The organism is Sphingobium naphthae, from assembly GCF_043589935.1.
Lineage (GTDB): Bacteria > Pseudomonadota > Alphaproteobacteria > Sphingomonadales > Sphingomonadaceae > Sphingobium > Sphingobium naphthae_A.
Genome location: NZ_CP171454.1, coordinates 2,323,435 through 2,343,648, shown reverse-complemented (window position 1 = coordinate 2,343,648; position 20,214 = coordinate 2,323,435). Strand labels below are relative to the sequence as shown.

Here is a 20,214-nt window from a genome sequence, read left to right as displayed (position 1 = left end):
TTTCCAACGCGAAACCATTATTCCGCCTTCTTCTATCGCCCCGCTCCCGCGATCGGAAGGGCGCAAGGGGGGCGTTCGTCGCGCCGCAGGGCAGCTATATCGCCGCGGCGACGCGACGCATTTCCATTTTTGCCGCTTTCCCGAACGGCTGCGCGCGCCTAACAGCAAATCTGTATGTGGCTGCTCTACCAATTTCCCCTCTGTCCCTATTCGCGCAAGGTCCGGCTGCTGCTGGGCGAAAAGGGCATCGGCTATGATCTGGTGCGCGAATCGCCCTGGGCGATGCGCGACGAATTTCTGGATCTCAACCCCGCCGGACTGACGCCGGTGATGGCCGATCCCGATCGCGGCCTGACGCTGATCGACAGCCAGGCGATCTGCGAATATTTCGAGGAGACGGTTGAAAAGGTCCCGCTGATTTCCGGCACGGCTGCGGGACGGGCGGAAGTGCGGCGGCTGACCGCCTTTTTCGACGAGAGCTTCTATGGCGATGTCGTGGGGCCGTTGCTGCACGAGCGGATGAAGAAGCGGCTGATCGAGCGGGCGCCGCCCGACGCCCGGGTGCTGCGCGAAGCGATGAAGCGCGCCAATGTCCACATGGATTATATGGACTATCTGCTCGACCATCGCAGCTGGATGGCGGGCGGAACGCTCAGCCTGGCGGACATCGCCGCTGCGGCCCACCTGTCGGTCGCCGATTATCTGGGCGGCATCGACTGGGCCGGGCACGAACCGGTGCGGCGCTGGTATGCCGGGTTCAAGTCGCGACCTTCCTTCCGCCCGCTCCTGTCCGAACGGATGGAAGTGATCACGCCGCCCCCCCATTACGAGAAGCCGGATTTCTGACCGTCAGGCGGGATGATCCCGCGATGGCCACGGCTCACTCAGCGCCGGCGGCCAGATAGACCCGGTTGCGGCCATGTTCCTTGGCAAGGTAGAGCGCCCGATCGGCCGCCTTGAGCGCGGCGCGCGGGTCGTCATAGGCAAGGACGTTGGCGACGCCGGCGGAAAAGCTGACCCGGTCCATTCGTTCGCCATTGGTGCGGTTGACCAGGCTGCGCCCGGCCAGATCCTCGCGCACATCGTCCACCGCCTCGCAGGTTTCGGCGGCGGTCTTGCCCCGGAACAACATCACGAATTCCTCGCCGCCATGGCGCGCGACGTGACAGCGATCGTCGGAGACCTTGGCGAGCAGGCCGGCGACGAATTTCAGCACCCGGTCGCCCGTATCATGCCCGTGGGTGTCGTTGATCGCCTTGAAATGATCGATGTCGCAAAAGGCGATCGAGAGCGGTTCGCGCGTCGATAGCGCCAGCGCCACCTCCTCCCGCAACCGGCCTTCGAACGCGCGACGGTTGGGCAGGCCGGTCAGATGATCCTGTTCCGCGGCGCGGCGCGCGCTTTCGAGACTGGATCGCAGCGCCTGGGTCTGCTTCTGATTCTCGCGCAACTGGCTTTCCACCGCGCGCGTCTTTTCCACCATCGAGCGGGTCAGTCCCACCAGCCGGGCCAGCACCGGCTCGCCATCGGTGCCGCTCGCCAGATCCTTGGCCTGTTCCTGCAGCGCGGCGCCATAATCCTTGGCCGATTTGCGCGATTCATGCATCAGCCCGGTGAACTGGTCGAGATTTTCCTCAACCTTGTCGAGCATGGTGGCGAGCGATTCAGGGGTGACTTCGTCGGCGCGCTGTTCGGCGGCCAATGCCTCGATCCAGCCATTGGTGATTTTGCCGCGCTCCATCATCACCGCGCGGATCGCCTTTTCCACGCCGATATTTGCGCCGGTCAGATAGTCGAGCGCGACGCTGAAATTGGTGGGGGTGAGGTCGAGATCATGGGCGAAGAGAAAGTCGCCAATGTCGGCATAAAGTTGTCGGCGCCGATTGATTTCGCGACTGGAGGCGGCACCGGGCCTGGCGCGGGCGGTGATCTCCACCTCCTCGGGCTCATCCGTTCGCCCCGACAGCCCCTTGGCCCAGCGTGCCAATCGGTCGGTCAGCCCATGTTGCGGGCTCGCGGATGAAGAATGTGCCCCAATCATGCCCTTCATAACGGCGGCGCAAGGATGGGCTTAAGCGCCGGGGCGAAAGAATCTTTTCGGCCGCGATTCCCTAGATTTCGGCGGCCACCAGCCAGTCGCGAAAGATGCGGACCGACCGGGTCTGCAGCGCCCGGGGGCGGCAGACGAAGAAATAGCGATAGGGGCTTTCGACATGGATGGGGAAGAGCCGCACCAGTCGCGGGTCGCCCGATTGTTCGAAATGGCTGGCATGCATGACCGCGACGCCCAGGCCCTGCGCCGCCGCCTCCAGCATCAGCTGGCCCGAATCATAATTGTCGATCGCAAGCGGTTGCAGATCAGGCAGGCCCGCCGCTTCCTTCCAGGCGTCGAAGGACAAGGCCATGTCGCGGTGAAGCAGGATGGTCTGCTGCGCCAGTTCTTCGGGTGATTTGAGCGCCTGGGGCCCTTCCAGCAATTGCCGCCGGCCGATCAGATACACCTGCTCATGATCCAGTTCGTGGGCATAAAGCGCGGGATCGATGTCCTTGGCCATCAGCACGATCGCCGCGTCCAGCCCTTCGCCCAGTCGCGCGATCGCATGGGGCGTCGTTTCAATGTCGATATGCAGTTGGGGATGCTGCTGGCGCAGCTTGCCAAGATGGGGGAAGAGCCGCTGGGTGGCGAAGAGCGGCATGACCGCCAGCCGCAGCCGCAGCTGATTGCCGCCGCTCTGGATATTTTCGAGCGCCTGGCTGAGCGAATCCAGCGCCGGAGCGATGTCGTCCAGCAGGCGCTGCCCATCGAGATTGATTTCCAGCGCCTGATGCTTGCGGTCGAACAGGGGGCGGCCGATGAACCGTTCCAGCGCCTGAACGCGGCGGCTGAGCGCGGGCGTCGAGAGGGCAAGCTCCTCGGCCGCCGCCTTGACCGATCCGAGGCGGGCGACCTGCACAAAGGCCTCCAGGGCCGTAAGGGGCGGCAATCTGCGCATAATCTGTTACAAGTCCGAAGCCGATCCGCTGCGCCGCGTCAATTCTCTTTATCGAACGGCGCGCATCCCGGTTCCAAGCATCCTGTCCATAATGAGCAGGAAAATGCGGAAAATGGCAAGATGCATTTTTTGCAACTCCGCTAGCTTTTTCGCACTTGCAAAATCTCCTGTTGCGGCGCACATAGAAACTGCCTTTCAGGCATCCTCTCCTAAAACTTTTCGGGCTGGCCCTTGGGCCGGCCCGTTTTTTGTTGTCGATCCCTGTGGCCAGAGGGTCTTTCCGATCGCTACAGCGTTTCCTATCTCGTTTCGGAACGAGAAAGACGGGGAAACCAGGTGGCCGATCAGGAACAGACCGGACGAAGGATTCAAGTCGCCAATGCGCGACCGGAGGATGCGGGGCGCGGGTTGGCGCGCCTTCCGCTGGCAGTGATGGCCCAGTTGCAACTGGGCGAAGGCGATGTCATCGAGATTGTCGGCAAGCGCAGCACCCCCGCGCGGGTGGTCCGCCCCTATAAGGAGGATGAAGGGCTGGACGTCCTGCGCCTCGACGGCTTGCAGCGCGCCAATGCGGGTGTGGGGTCCGGCGACTTCGTCCAGATCAGCAAGGCGGAGCCGCGTCCGGCCCAGCGCGTGGTGTTCGCGCCTGCACAAAATAACCTGCGGCTGCAGGGCAATCCCGAAGCGTTGAAGCGCGTCTTCTTCCAGCGGCCGCTGGCGGCGGGCGATGTCGTGGCGACCGCCGGCCAGCAACAGGTGCCCCCCGGCGACATGCCGCCCCAGCTGCGCCAGATGCTGGCCGCGCCGGCCTATGCGCTGCAGGAAATTCGCCTGATCGTGGTGTCGACCACCCCCAAGGGCATCGTCCATATCGACGCTGATACCGAGGTGGAGCTGCGCGCCGAATATGAGGAGCCGCGCGAATCCCGCCGGGCCGACGTCACCTATGACGATGTCGGCGGCATGGCCGAGACGATCGACCAGCTGCGCGAGATGGTCGAGCTGCCGCTGCGCTATCCCGAACTGTTCGAGCGACTGGGCGTCGATCCGCCCAAGGGCGTGCTTCTGCATGGCCCGCCGGGCACCGGCAAGACGCGCCTCGCCCGCGCGGTCGCCAATGAATCGGAAGCCGAATTCTTCCTGATCAACGGGCCGGAGATCATGGGTTCGGCCTATGGCGAATCGGAAAAGAAGCTGCGCGAGATTTTCGAGGAAGCGGCCAAGGCCGCGCCTTCGATCCTGTTCATCGACGAGATCGATTCAATTGCGCCCAAGCGCGGCAATGTGACCGGCGAGACGGAAAAGCGTCTGGTCGCGCAATTGCTGACGCTGATGGACGGGCTGGAGCCGCGCACCAATCTGGTCGTCATCGCCGCCACCAACCGCCCCGAGGCGATCGACGAGGCGCTGCGCCGGCCAGGCCGCTTCGACCGCGAGATCGTCGTGGGCGTGCCGGACGAACGCGGTCGGCGCGAGATTTTGGGTATCCACACCCGCGGCATGCCGCTGGGCGACAAGGTGGACCTGAGCGAGCTCGCGCGCATGACCTATGGTTTCGTCGGCGCGGACCTGGCGGCGCTCACGCGCGAGGCAGCGATCGAGGCGGTGCGGCGCTTCATGCCCCGGCTCAACCTGGAGGAAGGGACGATCCCGCCCGATGTGCTGGAAGAGCTGTCGGTGACGCGCGAGGACTTCATGTCCGCCATCAAGCGCGTCCAGCCTTCGGCGATGCGCGAGGTGATGGTGCAGGCGCCCAATATCGGATGGGCCGATATTGGCGGGCTGGACGATGCGCAGATGCGCCTGAAGGAAGGGGTGGAGCTGCCGCTCAAGGACCCCGACGCCTTTCGCCGGATCGGCATCCGGCCGGCCAAGGGCTTCCTGCTCTATGGCCCGCCGGGCACGGGCAAGACGCTGCTGGCGAAAGCGGTCGCGCGCGAGGCGCAGGCCAATTTCATCGCCACCAAGTCGAGCGACCTGCTGAGTAAATGGTATGGTGAGAGCGAGCAGCAGATTGCCCGCCTCTTTGCCCGCGCGCGACAGGTGGCGCCCACGGTCATCTTCATCGACGAGCTGGACAGCCTGGTGCCCGCGCGCGGCGGTGGGCTGGGTGAACCGGCCGTGACCGAGCGCGTGGTCAACACCATCCTGGCCGAGATGGATGGGCTGGAGGAGCTGCAGTCGGTCGTGGTGATCGGCGCGACCAATCGGCCGAACCTGGTCGATCCCGCACTGCTGCGGCCCGGCCGGTTCGACGAGCTTATCTATGTGCCGGTGCCCGAGGAAGCGGGGCGCCGCCGCATCCTCGACATCCATACGCGCAAGATGCCGCTGGCCGAGGATGTCGACCTGGACGCGCTCGCCAGCCGCACCGAGCGGTTCACCGGCGCGGACCTGGAGGATCTGTCGCGCCGGGCAGGCCTGATCGCGCTGCGCCAGTCGCTCAGCGTCGATGCCGTCACCATGGCGCATTTCGAGGCGGCGCTGGAGGAAACCCGCGCATCGGTCACGCCCGAGATGGAGCGCGAATATGAGCAGATCCAGGCGACGTTGAAACAAAGCGCGATGCAATTGGACCCGATCGGCTTCGTGTCGCCGGGCATGTTACGGGCGCGCGAACGCTGAAACCCGGTAGGGACGGCGGATTGAACCCATCCGCCGTCCACGCGTTGCCGCCCCATGACCCGCAAAGCCGCTTGCCAGCGGACTCCGATTTTGCGAGGCCGATTTGGATAAGACAGACAGGCGGTTTTGATGGCGTCCCTTCCGTTCAAGGACAAGCATAAGAAAAGTTCACGGCGCGCCGGCAGTGGCTCCTTCCTCACCCAATGGCGCATCTTCTTCCGCCAGTTCCTGAAGCATCCGGGCATGATCGGTTCGGTCATCCCGTCGTCGCGCACTCTGGTCGACGCGGTGCTGGCGCCGGTGGATTGGGAGCGGGCGCGGCTGATCGTGGAATATGGGCCGGGGGTCGGCACCTTCACCCGCCCGATCCTGGAGCGAATGCATCCCGATGCCACGCTGATCGCGATCGACCTCAATCTCGACTTCGTCGCCTGGCTCGACGCGCAGATCGACGATCCCCGGCTGCGCGTGGTGCACGGATCGGCCGTCGATGTGCGGCGCTTCATCCGCGAGGCGGGCCACCAGCAGGCGGACTACGTCCTGTCGGGCCTGCCCTTCTCGACCCTGCCCGATGGCGTGGGCGCGTCGATCTGCGCCGAGACGCGCGCCGCCCTGCGGCCGGGCGGGGAATTCCTGATCTACCAATATTCGCGCTATGTGCTGCGCCTGCTGACGCCGCTGTTCGGGGGGATCAGCGAACGACTTGAATGGCGCAACATCCCGCCATGCCGAGTCATCCGCGCGACAGGCGATCAGGCGCTGACCCGGGCCGCCTGAAGGCTGATCCAGATCAGCTCTGCGGAGCGCAGACGCCGCACCGACGCCCTATCCATTGACTTGGTTTCTCATGTGAGGGACGACAGTCGGGGGATATGGGGGATCGTGCGATGGCGGCGGCAGCCAGAAGCGATGCGCAATGGTCGGAGCTTTTCCTGAGCGCCGCGCTGGAGCCGCACCTGTGGGATGCGGCGATCCGAGCCATGGCGCAGGCAACAGGATCGCGCCATGGGCAGATGATCGGCTTTGGCCCGGGCGGCGCCGCCTTCAACTGGATCAGCGATGTCGACCCCGCCATCATCGTCGCGAGCGGCGCGATCGACCAGGCGGCCCCAGACCTCAATTACCGCATCGCCGCGGACCTGATGCAGGACCGCGCGGGGATCGTGCATGAGGCGCATTATGACGTGGCGCGTCGCAGCCTGCGCAGCGACGACTATCTCGACCTGTGCGCCGATTTCGACATATTCGACGGTTGCCAGACACGGCTGCACAGCGATCGCGGCGGGATGATCGGGCTGGCGCTGCTGCGCGCGGCGGAGGATGGCCGCACGACCCAGGAGCAGCGCGACCTGTTCGGCCAGATCGCCGGCCATGCCCGCGCCGCCGTGCGGTTGCAGCAGGCGATCGAGCAGCAGGGATTCGCGCTGCTGACCGGCGCGTTCGAGGCGATGGACCGCGCCTGCTGGCTGGTGGATGCGGCCGGCCGGGTGGGCGGCATGACCCCGGCGGCGCAGGCGCTGCTGTCGGCGGGGCCGCTTCGCCTGCGCGATGGCTGGCTGGCGTGCGCGCGGGCCGAGGACAGCCGCGCGCTGATGCGGGCCGTGCGCTGCGTGATCGATCCCCCGGCGCGCGCCGCAGAGCCGGTGATGCTGACCGACGAGGAGGGCGGCGTCACCTTGCTGGTCGAAGCCTATCCCCTGCCCGCCCGTCCCTGGGCGCTGCCCTTTGCCCCGCGCGGGATCATCGTCGCGCGCACGGGCGCGCCCACCGACCACCATGCCCAGACGCTGATCCGCACATTCCGCCTGACGCCGGCGGAGGCCGACATCGCGGTGCGGCTGGCCGCCGGGCAAAGCCGGCAGCAGGTCGCCGCCGCCCGTGGCGTGACCGCCGAGACGCTGAAGGTCCAGCTGCGCAGCATCTATGGCAAGACGGGCTGCGGGCGGGAGGCGCAGCTGGTGCGGCTGGTCGGCCTGATCGCCCAGTGACGCAGCGAAAATAAGCGGCCTACCGCCTTTGGGGTATGCGCCGCGGCGGAGGATCCCATAGATGAGTCGGCGGGACAGCTTCGCTGTCTGTCGGCAGCCGGATCATATGCGACCCATGGTCCGGCCGCCGGCCTTTGGCTTCCTCGTCTTTCATGCTAAGCCGCCGCCCGACTGGATGGCGAGACGCGCGATGAACGACCTGACGCAGACCCCCGAAATGCTGATCGCGACGATGGGCGCGCGGGCGCGGCGCGCCGCGGCGGCGATCGCGCAGGCAAGCGACGCGCAAAAGGCCGATGCGCTGCGCCGCGCGGCCCAGGCGCTGCGGGACCAGGCGCCGGCGATCATCGCCGCCAATGCGCGCGACATGGAGAATGCGGCGGCCGGCGGCCTGTCGGCAGCGATGCTGGACCGGCTGAAGCTGGACGAGGACCGGATCGCCGGCGCGGCGGCCGGGGTGGAGCAGGTCGCCGCGCTCGCCAATCCGCTGGGCAGCGTGATCGACACGCAGGTCCGTCCCAACGGGCTGGCGCTGTCGCGGGTGCGGGTGCCGCTGGGCGTGATCGGCATCATCTACGAAAGCCGCCCCAATGTGACGGCGGATGCGGCCGCGCTCTGCCTGCGTGCGGGCAATGCGGTGATCCTGCGCGGCGGCAGCGAGGCAAAGGAGAGCAACCGTGCCATCCATGCCGCGATGCTGGAGGGGATCGTCGCGGCGGGCCTGCCGGCCGACGTGGTGCAACTGGTGCCCACGACCGATCGGGCCGCGGTGGGCGCGCTGCTGAAGGCGGCGGAATATGTCGACCTGATCGTGCCGCGCGGCGGCAAGAGCCTGGTCGCGCGGGTGCAGGAGGAAGCGCGGGTGCCCGTGCTCGCGCATCTGGACGGGATCAATCACAGCTATGTCGATGGCGCCGCCGATCCCGCCATGGCCGAGCGCCTGGTGGTCAACGCCAAGATGCGCCGCACCGGCGTTTGCGGGTCGACCGAAACCGTGCTGATTGACCGCGCCTATCCCCAGGCGCCGGCGCTGGTGCGCGCGCTGATCGAGGCGGGGTGCGAAGTGCGCGGCGACATGGCGGTGCAGGCCATGGACGCGCGCGTGACGCCGGCCGAAGAGGGGGACTGGGACACCGAATATCTCGACGCGATCGTGTCGATCCGGATGGTCGAAGGCGTGGAGGAGGCGATCGCCCATATCGCCACCCATGCCAGCCACCATACCGACGCGATCATCACCGAGGACGCCACCCGCGCCGAGCAATTCCTGACCGCGGTCGACAGCGCCATCGTCATGTGGAACGCGTCGACCCAGTTCGCCGATGGCGGCGAATTCGGGCTGGGGGCCGAGATTGGCATTTCGACCGGGCGGCTGCACGCGCGCGGGCCGGTCGCGCTGGAAGGGCTCACCACCTATAAGTGGATCGTGCGCGGGACGGGGCAAACCCGGCCCTGAAAGCCGCCCCTTTTCCGGACAGCGAAACCGACATATCCGCAAAAACAGCGAAATTAGTTAGTTAGCTAACTAAATGTCAGCCTTTCACCATGGCGTCGATCGCCTTGAGAGTCCTGAGCATCGGGCCCACCCAGTCGAGCGGGAGCATGACCGGGCCATCGGAGGGCGCATGGTCGGGATCGTCATGCGCTTCGGCGAAGATCGCCGCGACCCCGGCCGCGACCGCGCTGCGGGCGAGCAGCGGCGCGAATTCGCGCTGGCCGCCCGACGCCGAGCCAAGCCCGCCGGGCTGCTGCACCGAATGGGTGGCGTCGAACACGACCGGGTAGCCGGTCTGCGCCATGACCGGCAGCGCGCGCATGTCGCTGACGAGCGTGTTGTAGCCGAAGCTGGCGCCGCGTTCGGTCAGCAGAATGCGCTCATTGCCGGTCGACGCGACCTTCTGCGCCACGGCCGCCATGTCCCAGGGCGCGAGAAACTGCCCCTTCTTGACGTTGATGACCGCGCCGCTGCGCCCCGCCGCGAGCAGCAGATCGGTCTGGCGGCAAAGGAAGGCGGGGATCTGGAGAATGTCCACCGCCTGCGCCGCCGCCTCCACCTGGTCGGGACCATGGATGTCGGTGAGCACCGGGCAGCCGAGCGCCGCCTTCACGTCGGCCAGGATGGCGAGCCCCGCGTCGATGCCCACGCCGCGCTTGCCCGAGACGGAGGTGCGGTTGGCCTTGTCGAAGCTGCTCTTGAAGATGAAGGGCACGCCGGCGCCCGACGCCGCCTTCGCGAGTGCGTCGGCCATGAACAGCGCATGGTCGCGGCTTTCGATCTGGCAGGGCCCGGAAATCAGGACGAAAGGCAGGTCGTTCCCGATCGTGACCGGGCCGACGCGCACATGCTTGGTATCGCTCATGCGCTTCATCTGGGCGCTTTCGCGAAGCGGCGCAACAATTGCCCGCGCCACAGCCCCTTGCCCGGATGATAATTCCAGCAGAACCAGCCGAAGGCGAGACAGGCGAGCAGCGAGGGCAACGCCATCGGATCGCCATTGGCCTTCATATGGCGGTAGAATTCCATGTCGGCGCGCCAGCGGTCGCGCTCGCCGCCGCCGCCATTGATGCCATAGAGATTGTCATGACGCCGGCAGCCGACATTGCGGTTGTATTTCCGGTGGTCGATGAAATAGCAGTAATCGCGTTCGGGCGTGCTCATGCCCCGATTAGGGCGGCAGTGTTGGAAAAGTTCAAGCGCAAAGTCTTCTACCTCGGCGGTTTCGATCCGCGCGGCGTCCGTTTCTACCACCAGCTCTATCGCGAGCAGGCGGCGCGCTACGCCGCGCTGACGAGCGAAGCCATCGATATGAGCGGGCGGCAGGCGGGGCCGGCGGGCGCGGTGGTATCGGCGCGCTGGACGGTCGGCAATGCGACCGCGGGGGTCGAGACCGATTATGAATATCTGCGCTGGGAAGACCTGATCGGCAAGGTGTGGATCCGCAATCCCCTGAGCCTGGCGGTCCGGTCGGCGGGGGCCTATGCGGGGCATGCGCGGCATATGGATTTCCTGCGGATGCGGCGGCTGCGCAAGGGGCCGGTCATCACCATCCTCTACCCGCCGCTGCTGGCCATCCTCATCCCGCTGCTGCTGGCGCTTGTCCCCGCGCTGATCCTGTCGCTGCTGATCCCCTGGTGGGCGGCGGCGCTGGTCGGCGTCGGGGTGAGCGCATCGCTGTCGGGCCGCATCCTCGCCAAGCTGGTCGTTCCCTGGCTGCTGCGGTTCATGACCTATCATGGTGCGCTGGCGGCGAACGGGCCGGGCGCGGCGCTGGACGCGCGGATTGATGCGTTCGCGCGTAGGATCGCAGCGGAGCTGGATGACGACTGGGACGAGGTGCAGTTCGTCACCCACAGCGCCGGCACGATCCTGGGCATGCGGGTGCTGCGCCGGCTGATCGCCCTGCGCGGCGGCGCGCTGCCCGAGCGGTTCGTGATGCTGGGGCTGGGGCAGGTGGTGCCGGTCATCGGCCTGCGCCGCGACGCGCGCTGGTATCATGACGATCTGCGCGCGCTGACCGACCAGCCGTTCCGCTATGTCGACATAAGTTCGCCGCCCGACGGCGCGGCCTATTACAATGTCAACCCGTTCCGCCTGGTCGCCGATCAGCATGCGGCACGGGTGGACATGCTGTCGCCGCGCTTCCACCTGTTCTACGAACCGCAAAATTATCATGGCGGCTGGTCGGACAAATATGAGGCGCATTTCGATTATCTGCGGGTCGGCGACCGGCTGTCGCCGATCGACTTCATCAGCCTGACCGCAGGCCGCCGCACCGTGGACGACGCAGTCGCCACCTTCAGGACGATTCCGTGACCGATCTTTTCACCCCGCCCTATCCCCGCCCGCCCCGCAGCAAGCGCGGCCTGGTGAAGCGGTTCCTGCGCGGCTGGCACAGCTGGATCCACGTCCTGTTCGACAAGAGCTATACGATGAAGATGGGCGAGATCCGCCTGCCCGGCCGGACCATGTATATCGCCAACGAATTGCCGCTGGTCGACACGATCCTGCGCGGCGGCACCGCCTATCCCAAGCATAGCGAACTGGTCCGCAACCTCGATCCGCTGATCGGCAATTCGGTCTTTTCCGCCAATGGCGCGGATTGGGAAAGCCAGCGGGCGATGGTCAATCCCGCCTTCGCCCATACCGCGCTCGGCCGGTCCATGCCGCTGATGGTCGCGGCGGCGGACGATCTGGTCGCCCGCATCACGGCGGCGGCGCGGGAGGGCGGCCCGGTCGACATCGATCCCATGATGACGCATGTCGCGGCCGACATCATATTCCGCACCTTGTTCAGCCAGACGCTGGACGCCGAACGATCGAACATCATCCACAGCGCCTTCGGCCGGTTCCAGCGACTGGCGCACAGCGCCTCCATGCTGCGGCTCTACGGCCTGCCCGCCGGCTGGTTCGAGAGACGATCAAAGGGCCCCGCGCGCGCCATCCATGACGTGTTCCGCCCGGTCGTCGAGGCGCGCTATGCGGGCTATCACGCGCGCGGCGAAGCGGGGACGCGCGATATCCTGCAATCGCTGATCGAGGCAAAGCATCCCGAAACCGGCACGCCCTTCACCTGCGACCAGGTGATGGAGCAGGTGTCGACCATCTTCCTGGCCGGCCATGAGACATCGGCCAGCACCATGACCTGGGCGCTCTACATGCTGGCCGAGTGCCGGCACATCCAGGACCGGGTGCGCGCCGAGGTGCGCGGCGTCGCGGGCGAGGCGGCGCTCAGCGGCGCGATGCTCAAGGAGATGAGCCAGGTGCGCAACATCTTCAAGGAGACGCTGCGCCTCTACCCGCCGGTATCCTTCCTGCCGCGGGAGGTCACCTGTCCCATGGACATGCGCGACAAGCATCTGGAGCCGGGGGCGATGCTGGTGGTCGCGCCGTGGCTGACGCAGCGGAACAAGGATAATTGGGCCTGCCCCCATGCGTTCGACCCCGACCGGTTCGACGATCCGGCCAATGCGGAGATGGCGAAGCAGGCCTGGTTCCCCTTCGGCCGCGGGCCGCGCGTGTGCGTGGGCGCAGGCTTTGCCCAGCAGGAAGTGATGACGGTGATCGCCAGCGTCGTGCGCCGCTTCGCCATCGCCGTGCCCGCCGGCTTCAAGCCCGAGCCGATCAGCCGGCTGACGATCCGGCCGCGCACGGGCATGCCGCTGCTCTTCAGGCCGGTGCGCTGAACGCCGGCTCCTCCTGCGGCGCGACATCGACCATCACCGACAGGCTTTGGCCCGCGCCGCCGACGAACAGCCCGTCCATCGGCGCGACATCGGCATAGTCGCGGCCCATGGCGACGAAGAGATGCCCGTCGCCCGCGATGCAGCCATTGGTGGGATCAAAGCCGATCCAGCCGCGCGTCGGGCCGCACCAGAGCATGACCCAGGCATGCATGGCGTCGGCCCCGACCAGGCGCGGCATGCCCGGCGGCGGCAGGGTGCGCAGATAGCCGCTGACATAAGCGGCGGGCAGGCCGGCAAGGCGCAGCGCGATCACCATCACATGGGCGAAATCCTGGCACACGCCATGGCGTGCGGCGAAGGCGTCGGCGACGGGCGTTTCGGCATCAGTGACGCCGGTGCGATAGGCGAAGTCCGCCTGGATCCGCAGCGCAAGATCGAGCGCGGCGGCGACGATCGGCCGATCGGGATCGAGCGCCGCGCGTGCCCAGTCGCCGATTGGCGCCAGCATCGGCGTGCGCGCCCCGGCATAGAGATAATGGGCGGGCGCGGCCGGGCCCATGGCGCGATCCGCCAGCGCGGCGCGCGCCACCGCGCCGATCACGGGATCGTCGGACTGGGGCGTGATTGCCCCGCCCTGCACCCGGGCGCGAAAGCGGCTTTCGATGCTGAGCTGCCGGATCGGGCTTTCGATCACCAGCCGTGCGACCTGAACCGGCCAGCCGCCTGGGCGCGATTCGACGATGGTGGGCGCGGGATCGACCAGCAGTTCATAGTCGGAGGTCCATTGGCCCGGCCACGGCGCAGGCTTCAGCCGCAGGTTGAAGCGCGCCAGCCGCACCGGCGCGGCATAGCGCAGGATGGTGCGATGGCGGACATGGTAGATCATGCCAGAATGTCCGCGCTCTGCGTCTTGCGCAGGGGCAGGAAATAGCGCTGGCCGATCGCGTCGGACAGGGCGAGCAGCCGCGTTTCGGCGGCGGAGATGTCGGCCATGGTCAGCATGTCGCCGGTGAGCGGCGCGAGTTGCGCGGCCAGCGCGCCGGCGATGCGGCGCGGCTCTTCGGGCAGGCCGTCGGCGCGCAGCGTCGGCAGGGCGGCGACATGGTCGGCCAGGCGCTGCGCCTGCCAGGCGAGCGCGCGCGGATTGACCGGCTCCAGCGCGAGCAGGTCGCGCACCGGGGCAAGCGCGGGGCCGGTCAGATAGCGTGTGCGATAGCTGATCTGGCTGTCCATGAGGTCAAGCAGCACGGTCAGGTCGTCGTCCGACGCCTGATCGCCGGCGAACAGCGCGATGAGGCGGCAGCCATGGATGGCGCGCTCCAGCCGGCGCCCCATGTCGTGGAAGCGCCAGCCATCGCCGCGCCCCATATTTTCCGCAGCAAGGCCCGACAGCGCGCTGATCCGGTCGATCATCCGGGACGAGGCGTCGAGCAGCGTTTCGGTCACCGCGCCATCGAAGCCGGGCAGCGGCATGCGGACGAGCCGCCAGACATCGCTCGCCAGCCGGTCGCGCAACCCTTCGCCGATATTGGCGACCGTCGCCATCAGCGCGCGGACGCTGCCGGGCTGCTGCGCATCGCCGAGCGCGACGGCGCAGAGCGGGCCGACCGTGGCCTGGGCGGAGCCGGCGCTGGCGGGCACCGCGCCCCAGGCGGCGAGCAGGCCGACCAGCCGGCCCATGGTCGGGCTGGCGAGCGAGGGGCCAAGATCGGCCTCGATCGAGCCGCCGGCGATGGCGCGGATCAGCCGCAGCGTCATTTCGGCGCGTTCGATGTAGCGGCCGAGCCAGAAGAGATTGTCCGCCGCCTTGGCCGGCAACATGCCGCCGATCCGCCGGATCGCCGGCGCGCCGCCGCCCAGCAGGCTGTCGGCGGGCACGGGCCGGGCGTCGATGACGCACATGTCGGCGGACATGTCTCCGCGCCCCATCAGCGCGGCGCGAATGTCGCCATGGGCGGCGAGGCGCGCGAAGGCGCCGGGCATGACGCGCCACTGGCCCGATCCGTCGCGCGCGACGAAGATGCGCAGGGTGAAGGGCAGCGGCGTCAGCCGCCCGTCGATTACCGCAGGGGTGGTGGAAAGCTTCACCATTTCCTGGCCGACATAATCCATCGGCCGCTGATCGAGCGCCGCCAGCAGCGCGGCGCGGCTGTCGCCCTGCAGCGATGCGCCGGGCAGGAACGGCGTTTCGGGCAGGCCCGCGACCGGCTGGTCGAAGGCGGAGCCGAGCACCAGCGCGTCGAGCCGGGCGCGCACATGGTCGCGCTCGCGCGGCTGGCCGCACCACCAGGTGGCGATATTGGGAAGGATGAGGTCGGCGCCCAGCACCGCGCGCGCCAGTTGCGGCAGGAAGGCAGCGAACGCGCGCGATTCGATGACGCCCGCGCCCGGCCAGTTGCTGACCATCAGCCCGCCGCGCGCGCAGGCGTCATACAGGTCGGCGACGCCGATCCGCGACTGGCCGTCGAAGGCAAGCGGATCGAGGAAGCGGCTGTCCATCCAGCGCCACAGGCCATCGACGCGCTTCAGCCCCTGGATGGTGCGCACGAACAAGCGGCCTTCCGACACGATCAGGTCGTCGCCTTCGACCAGCATCAGGCCGAGATAGCGGGCGAGATGCGCCTGTTCGGCATAGCTCTGGTTGAAGCGGCCGGGCGTCAGCAGGCCGATGCGCGGGTCCGATCGGGCGCAGTCAGCGGCGAGGCCCCGCCGCAGGTCGGAAAAGAAGGGCGCGAGCCGCCGCGTGTTCATCGCGCCCAGCAGGTCGCCGGTGGCGCGCGAGAAAGCGAGGCGGTTTTCGAGCGCATAGCCCACGCCCACGGGCGTGCGCACGCGATCGGCCAGCACGCGCCATTCGCCGCCCGGCCCGCGCCCGATGTCGGCGGCGTAGAAATGGAGGAAGTGGCCGCGCGGCGGGGCAGTGCCGGTCATCACGCGCCAATGATGCGGGCTGCCGGTGACGACGCTGGCCGGCAGCTTGCCATCGCGCACCAGCGACTGGGTGGAATAGATGTCGCTGACGATCCGTTCCAGCAGGTCCGCGCGCTGGACCAGGCCGGTTTCGATATGCCGCCATTCGGCCGCGCCGATCAGCAACGGCAGGGGGCCAAGCGGCCAGGCGCGTTCCTGTTCGTCGCCGGTCAGGCGGAAGGCGAGGCCAAGGTCCGCCGCTTGGCGCGCGACATGGTCGGCGAGCGTCGCGGGATCGCCCTTCGCCTGAGACGAGAGCCGGTCGAGCATCGTGCGCCAGTGAGCCGCCATGTCGGGCGAGGCGTCGGCGAACAGATCCCCCTGCGGCGCGGCGGCGAGATAGGCGTCGGCCCAGCCTGAGCAAATATCGGTGTCCACGCGGCGCCCCTCACCCTTTCCGCGCTGGCGGCGCGCCGGCGTGAGGGCGATTGTCCACTGCCATCACGCGCCGGGATGCCGGAACCGCAGATCGAGCGTCATCGGAAATTCGCCGGGCATTTCGGCTGGCGGCATGTCGACCGGGCCGGGCGTGTGGCCATGATCCTGGAACCGCGCCTTTCGCCGCGATTCCGCTTCATAGGCGTTGACCGGCAGCGTGTCATAGTTGCGGCCGCCCGGATGCGCGACATGATAGACGCAGCCGCCGAGCGACCGGCCGCTCCAGCTGTCGAGAATGTCGAAGGTGAGCGGCGCATTGGCCGGCAGATTGGGGTGGAGGCAATTGGCCGGCGCCCAGGCCTTGTAGCGCACGCCGCCCACCGCCTCGCCCGGCACCGCCGTCGGCGTCATCGGCACGCGGCGACCGTTGCAGGCGACGACATGGCGCCCCGCGACCAGGCCGGTGGCGCGCACCTGCAGCCGCTCGGTGGAAGAGTCGACATAGCGCACCGTGCCGCCGATCGCGCCGGTTTCGCCGAGCACATTCCAGGGTTCGAGCGCATGCGTGATTTCAAGGCCGACGCCGCCGGCGTCCACCTGACCATGGACGGGGAAGCGGAACTGGCGCTGCGCTTCGAACCAGTGAGGATCGAAATCATAGCCGGCGGCGCGCAGGTCCGAGAGAACCTCCAGGAAATCGGCCCAGACGAAATGGGGCAGCATGAACCGGTCGTGCAGCGCCGTGCCCCAGCGCACGAAGCCGCCCTGTTGCGGCTGACGCCAGAACCAGGCGGTGAGCGCGCGCAGCAGCAATTGCTGGGCCAGGCTCATCCGCGCTTCGGGCGGCATTTCGAAGCCGCGAAATTCGAGCAGGCCCAGGCGCCCGGTCGGGCCGTCGGGCGAGAACATCTTGTCGATGCAGATTTCGGTGCGATGCGTGTTGCCGGTGACGTCGACCAGCAGGTTGCGGAACAGCCGGTCGACCAGCCAGGGCGGCGGCAGGCTGTCTTCGCCGCTGCGCGTGGGATCGGGCACCTGCGCCAGCGCGATTTCCAGTTCATAGAGGCCGTCATGCCGCGCTTCGTCGATGCGCGGGGCCTGGCTGGTGGGGCCGATGAACAGGCCGGAAAAGAGGTAGGAAAGCGAGGGATGGCGCTGCCAGTAGAGGACGAAGCTCTTGAGCAGATCCGGCCGGCGGATGAAGGGCGAATCATTGAGGCTGGGCCCGCCCAGCACGATATGATTGCCACCGCCCGTGCCGATGGAGCGGCCGTCGATCATGAATTTGTCGGCGGTCAGCTGGCATTCGCGCGCCGCGGCGTAGAGCCGTTCGGTGATCGCCACCGTTTCATCCCAGCTGGCGGCGGGATGGACATTCACCTCTATGACGCCGGGGTCGGGCGTCGCCTTCATGACCTGAAGCCGCGGGTCGGGCGGCGGGGCATAGCCTTCGATCCGCACCGGGATGCGAGTCGCTTCGGCCACCGCCTCCACCTGCGCGATCAGTTCCAGATAATCCTCCAGCGCGCGGACCGGGGGCAGGAAGACGGACAGATAATGGCCATGCGGTTCGACCGTGACGGCGGTGCGCACCGCGCCCTCGATCATCACCTGCTCGACGCGCTCCTGCGGCGCGGCGCCGCCTTCGACATCGCCGACGCGCTGGACCCGCTGCGCCTCCTCATGGCTTGCGGCCTCGCTCACCTGCGCGCGATAGTCGGCCAGCGGCCCGCGCGGCTCGCTGGTGTCGCGCGGGTGGATATAGGGATAGTCCGCCTCCGGCACATGGGGTAGCGAACCCAGCGGCAAGCGATAGCCAAGCGCCGAATCGCCCGGCACGGCAAACAGCCTGCCGCGCCGCAGCTGCCAGATTTCGCTCTGCCAGCGCGGGGTGTCCACCTTCTGCTGCCAGCGCTGCACCGGCAGCACATAGCCGACCGGCTGGTCCAGCCCGCGCTCGAACGCGCGCACCATGCGGGCGCGCGCTTCGGGGTCGCTGATCTGGGGGTCGGTGGGATCGGTGTTGACCGGCAGTTCGGCTTCCTTCACCGCCCAGACCGCCGGATCCTCATAGACGGGATGGGTATAGTCAGGGGAAAAGCCCATATTGCCCGCCATCGCCGCCAGGAAGCGCTGCGCGTCGTCGGGGGTGATGGCGCGGGCTCCGTCCGGCGCGATGTCGGTCGCGATCAGCCCCTCGTCGCGCCAGAGCGGAACGCCGTCCTGGCGCCAATAGACGGCATAGGCCCAGCGCGGCAGGCTTTCGCCCGGATACCATTTGCCCTGGCCATGGTGGAGCAGGCCGCCCGGCGCGAAGTCGGCCCGCAGCGTGCGGATCAGCCGGTCGGCATAGCCCGCCTTGGTCGGGCCGACGGCATCGCCATTCCATTCGCCCGCTTCCCCGCCCCATTCCGCGACGAAGGTCGGTTCGCCGCCGATGGTGAGGCGCACGTCCTGATCGTGGAGGTCGGCATCGACCCTTGCCCCCAGCGCCATCAGCGCGTCCCAGCGCGTGTCGGTGAAAGGCTTGGTGATGCGGACCGCTTCGGCGATGCGGCTGACCTGCATGTCGAAGTGGAAATCCACCTCCGCCGGTTCGGCCATGCCGCTGATCGGCGCGGCGGATCGATAATGGGGGGTGGCGCAAAGCGGGATATGGCCTTCGCCCGCGAACATGCCGCTGGTGGCGTCGAGCGCGACCCAGCCGGCGCCCGGCACATAGGCCTCCGCCCAGGCGTGCAGGTCGACCACATCCTGAGTGACGCCCCGCGGCCCTTCGAGCGGTTCGACGTCGGCGACGAGCTGGATGGAATAGCCCGACACAAAGCGGGCGGCGAAGCCCAGCCGGCGCAGCAGCTGGACCAGCAGCCAGGCCGAATCGCGGCAGGAGCCGGTGCCGATCGCCAGCGTTTCCTCTGGGCTCTGAACCCCCGTTTCCATGCGGATGACATAGCCGACCTGGCTTTGCAGGCGGCGATTGACCTCCACCAGGAAATCGACGGTGCGGCCCTGATGGCCGGCATGGTCGGCGACCAGCGCGTCGAACAGCGGCCCCTGATCCTCCACGTCGAAATAGGCGGCAAGGTCGGTCTTCAGCTGGTCGTCATAGGCGAAGGGATAGTTTTCCGCATAAGGCTCCACGAAGAAGTCGAAGGGATTGATGATGTCGAGATCGGCGAGCAGATCGACCTCGATCGAGAAATGATCGACCGGATCGGGAAAGACGACGCGCGCCAGCCAGTTGCCATGCGGGTCCTGCTGCCAGTTCAGGAAATGGCCGGCAGGCTCGATCTTCAGCGCGTAATTGGGGATTTTGGTGCGGCTGTGCGGCGCGGGGCGTAGCCGGATGACCTGGGGACCGAGCCGGATCGGCCGGCTGTAGCGGTAGGAGGTGAGGTGATGCAGCGCGGCCTTGAGCATGGCGCGATCAAACGCCACGCCCTGTTGCAATGCAATGCGAAATCGGTCGCGCGCGCAAGTTTATGGCCGCGCGCGGGCGCCGCGCCTCAGTTTTGCGTCAGCCCGTCGATCGCCGCCCAGCCCGATGCGCCGAGCAGGGCGAGACCGCGCGCATGCCCAGCGCGCATGCCGCCCAGCGCGATCACCGGCGGGCGCGCCCCGCGCGCGAGCGCGGCGAAGCGAGCGCGGCCGAGCGCCGGCGCGCCGGGATGCGAGTGGGTGGGGAACAGCGGCGAAAGAAAGAGCAGGTCCGCGCCCGCGCGCTGCGCCGCCCGGATTTCCCGCCGGTCATGGGCCGGGGCGCTGTGCAGCATCGGCCGGGCGGCGCGACACCCATCGCGGCCATGCCAGCCATCGGCGCGCCAGGCGGCGGCCGCCTGCGCCGGGCCCGCCAGCAGCAGCAGCAGTCGCCGCCGCCGGGCGATGGCGCGCAGCGCGTCGAACAGCGCGCGCCGCTGCGCGGGCGGGGTGCGATAATGGCGCAGGATGATGCCCGCCCGGCCGGAGGGCAAAGCCCGCGCCGCCGCCAGCAGCCGATCATCGGCCACCCGTTCGTCGGTCATCAGCCACAGGCCGGGCAGCGTTTTGCGGTGGCGGCGATGCATGGCCATCCCTAT

15 protein-coding genes are annotated in these 20,214 nt (G+C 68.0%); 7 read left to right on the top strand and 8 right to left on the bottom strand.

Annotated features, from left to right (window positions below; genetic code table 11):
• The first annotated feature begins 174 nt into the window (after positions 1–174).
• Positions 175–846 carry a glutathione S-transferase family protein gene (locus ACGGKE_RS11620; RefSeq protein ID WP_394438014.1) on the top strand — a complete coding sequence of 224 codons (672 nt, stop codon included), beginning with the start codon at positions 175–177 and terminating at the stop codon, positions 844–846.
• A gap of 34 nt (positions 847–880) precedes the next feature.
• Here ACGGKE_RS11620 and ACGGKE_RS11615 read toward each other — a convergent pair whose 3' ends face one another.
• Positions 881–2,041 (bottom strand): diguanylate cyclase, encoded by a 1,161-nt coding sequence (locus ACGGKE_RS11615; RefSeq protein WP_394438012.1) that lies wholly within the window; start codon positions 2,039–2,041, stop codon positions 881–883.
• Positions 2,042–2,111: 70 nt separating this feature from the next.
• Complete coding sequence (locus ACGGKE_RS11610) at positions 2,112–2,993, bottom strand: LysR substrate-binding domain-containing protein (RefSeq protein WP_394438010.1); 882 nt, start codon at positions 2,991–2,993, stop codon at positions 2,112–2,114.
• Positions 2,994–3,329: 336 nt separating this feature from the next.
• Between ACGGKE_RS11610 and ACGGKE_RS11605 the strand changes: the two genes are divergently transcribed.
• The 4 genes from ACGGKE_RS11605 (at position 3,330) to ACGGKE_RS11590 (ending at position 9,062) form a co-directional block, all read left to right on the top strand.
• Positions 3,330–5,618: a CDC48 family AAA ATPase gene (locus ACGGKE_RS11605; protein ID WP_394438008.1), complete on the top strand. Its 2,289-nt coding sequence runs from the start codon at positions 3,330–3,332 to the stop codon at positions 5,616–5,618.
• A 129-nt stretch (positions 5,619–5,747) separates the two neighbouring features.
• Complete coding sequence (locus ACGGKE_RS11600; protein WP_394438006.1) at positions 5,748–6,395, top strand: class I SAM-dependent methyltransferase; 648 nt, start codon at positions 5,748–5,750, stop codon at positions 6,393–6,395.
• A gap of 110 nt (positions 6,396–6,505) precedes the next feature.
• Entirely contained in the window at positions 6,506–7,606 is a 1,101-nt protein-coding gene (locus ACGGKE_RS11595) for a helix-turn-helix transcriptional regulator (RefSeq protein ID WP_394441946.1), read from the top strand.
• A 190-nt stretch (positions 7,607–7,796) separates the two neighbouring features.
• Positions 7,797–9,062 (top strand): glutamate-5-semialdehyde dehydrogenase, encoded by a 1,266-nt coding sequence (locus tag ACGGKE_RS11590; protein ID WP_394441942.1) that lies wholly within the window; start codon positions 7,797–7,799, stop codon positions 9,060–9,062.
• A 76-nt stretch (positions 9,063–9,138) separates the two neighbouring features.
• Here ACGGKE_RS11590 and kdsA read toward each other — a convergent pair whose 3' ends face one another.
• On the bottom strand, positions 9,139–9,966 hold the full coding sequence (kdsA, locus tag ACGGKE_RS11585) for a 3-deoxy-8-phosphooctulonate synthase (protein ID WP_394438004.1): 828 nt from the start codon (positions 9,964–9,966) through the stop codon (positions 9,139–9,141).
• A gap of 5 nt (positions 9,967–9,971) precedes the next feature.
• Entirely contained in the window at positions 9,972–10,265 is a 294-nt protein-coding gene (locus ACGGKE_RS11580; RefSeq protein WP_394438002.1) for a hypothetical protein, read from the bottom strand.
• Between the two features lie 21 nt (positions 10,266–10,286).
• Between ACGGKE_RS11580 and ACGGKE_RS11575 the strand changes: the two genes are divergently transcribed.
• Both ACGGKE_RS11575 and ACGGKE_RS11570 read left to right on the top strand, forming a co-directional pair.
• Positions 10,287–11,420 carry a hypothetical protein gene (locus ACGGKE_RS11575; protein ID WP_394441939.1) on the top strand — a complete coding sequence of 378 codons (1,134 nt, stop codon included), beginning with the start codon at positions 10,287–10,289 and terminating at the stop codon, positions 11,418–11,420.
• Positions 11,417–12,790: a cytochrome P450 gene (locus tag ACGGKE_RS11570; protein ID WP_394437999.1), complete on the top strand. Its 1,374-nt coding sequence runs from the start codon at positions 11,417–11,419 to the stop codon at positions 12,788–12,790. The genes ACGGKE_RS11575 and ACGGKE_RS11570 overlap by 4 nt, the downstream gene beginning before the upstream one ends.
• On the opposite strand, the gene ACGGKE_RS11565 is transcribed toward ACGGKE_RS11570, so the two are convergent.
• The 4 genes from ACGGKE_RS11565 to ACGGKE_RS11550 all read right to left on the bottom strand — a co-directional run bounded on the left by ACGGKE_RS11565 (position 12,774) and on the right by ACGGKE_RS11550 (position 20,208).
• Positions 12,774–13,676, bottom strand: a complete 903-nt coding sequence (locus ACGGKE_RS11565; RefSeq protein WP_394437997.1) for a transglutaminase domain-containing protein — start codon at positions 13,674–13,676, stop codon at positions 12,774–12,776. The genes ACGGKE_RS11570 and ACGGKE_RS11565 overlap by 17 nt on opposite strands.
• Positions 13,673–16,051 (bottom strand): circularly permuted type 2 ATP-grasp protein, encoded by a 2,379-nt coding sequence (locus tag ACGGKE_RS11560; RefSeq protein WP_394441936.1) that lies wholly within the window; start codon positions 16,049–16,051, stop codon positions 13,673–13,675. Before ACGGKE_RS11560 ends, ACGGKE_RS11565 begins: the two co-directional genes overlap by 4 nt.
• Positions 16,052–16,201: 150 nt before the next feature.
• The gene (locus ACGGKE_RS11555; RefSeq protein ID WP_394441933.1) at positions 16,202–19,558 is read right to left on the bottom strand and encodes a DUF2126 domain-containing protein; all 3,357 of its coding nucleotides are present in this window, start codon (positions 19,556–19,558) and stop codon (positions 16,202–16,204) included.
• An 86-nt stretch (positions 19,559–19,644) separates the two neighbouring features.
• Positions 19,645–20,208 (bottom strand): thiamine phosphate synthase, encoded by a 564-nt coding sequence (locus ACGGKE_RS11550; protein WP_394437995.1) that lies wholly within the window; start codon positions 20,206–20,208, stop codon positions 19,645–19,647.
• Positions 20,209–20,214 lie beyond the last annotated feature (6 nt).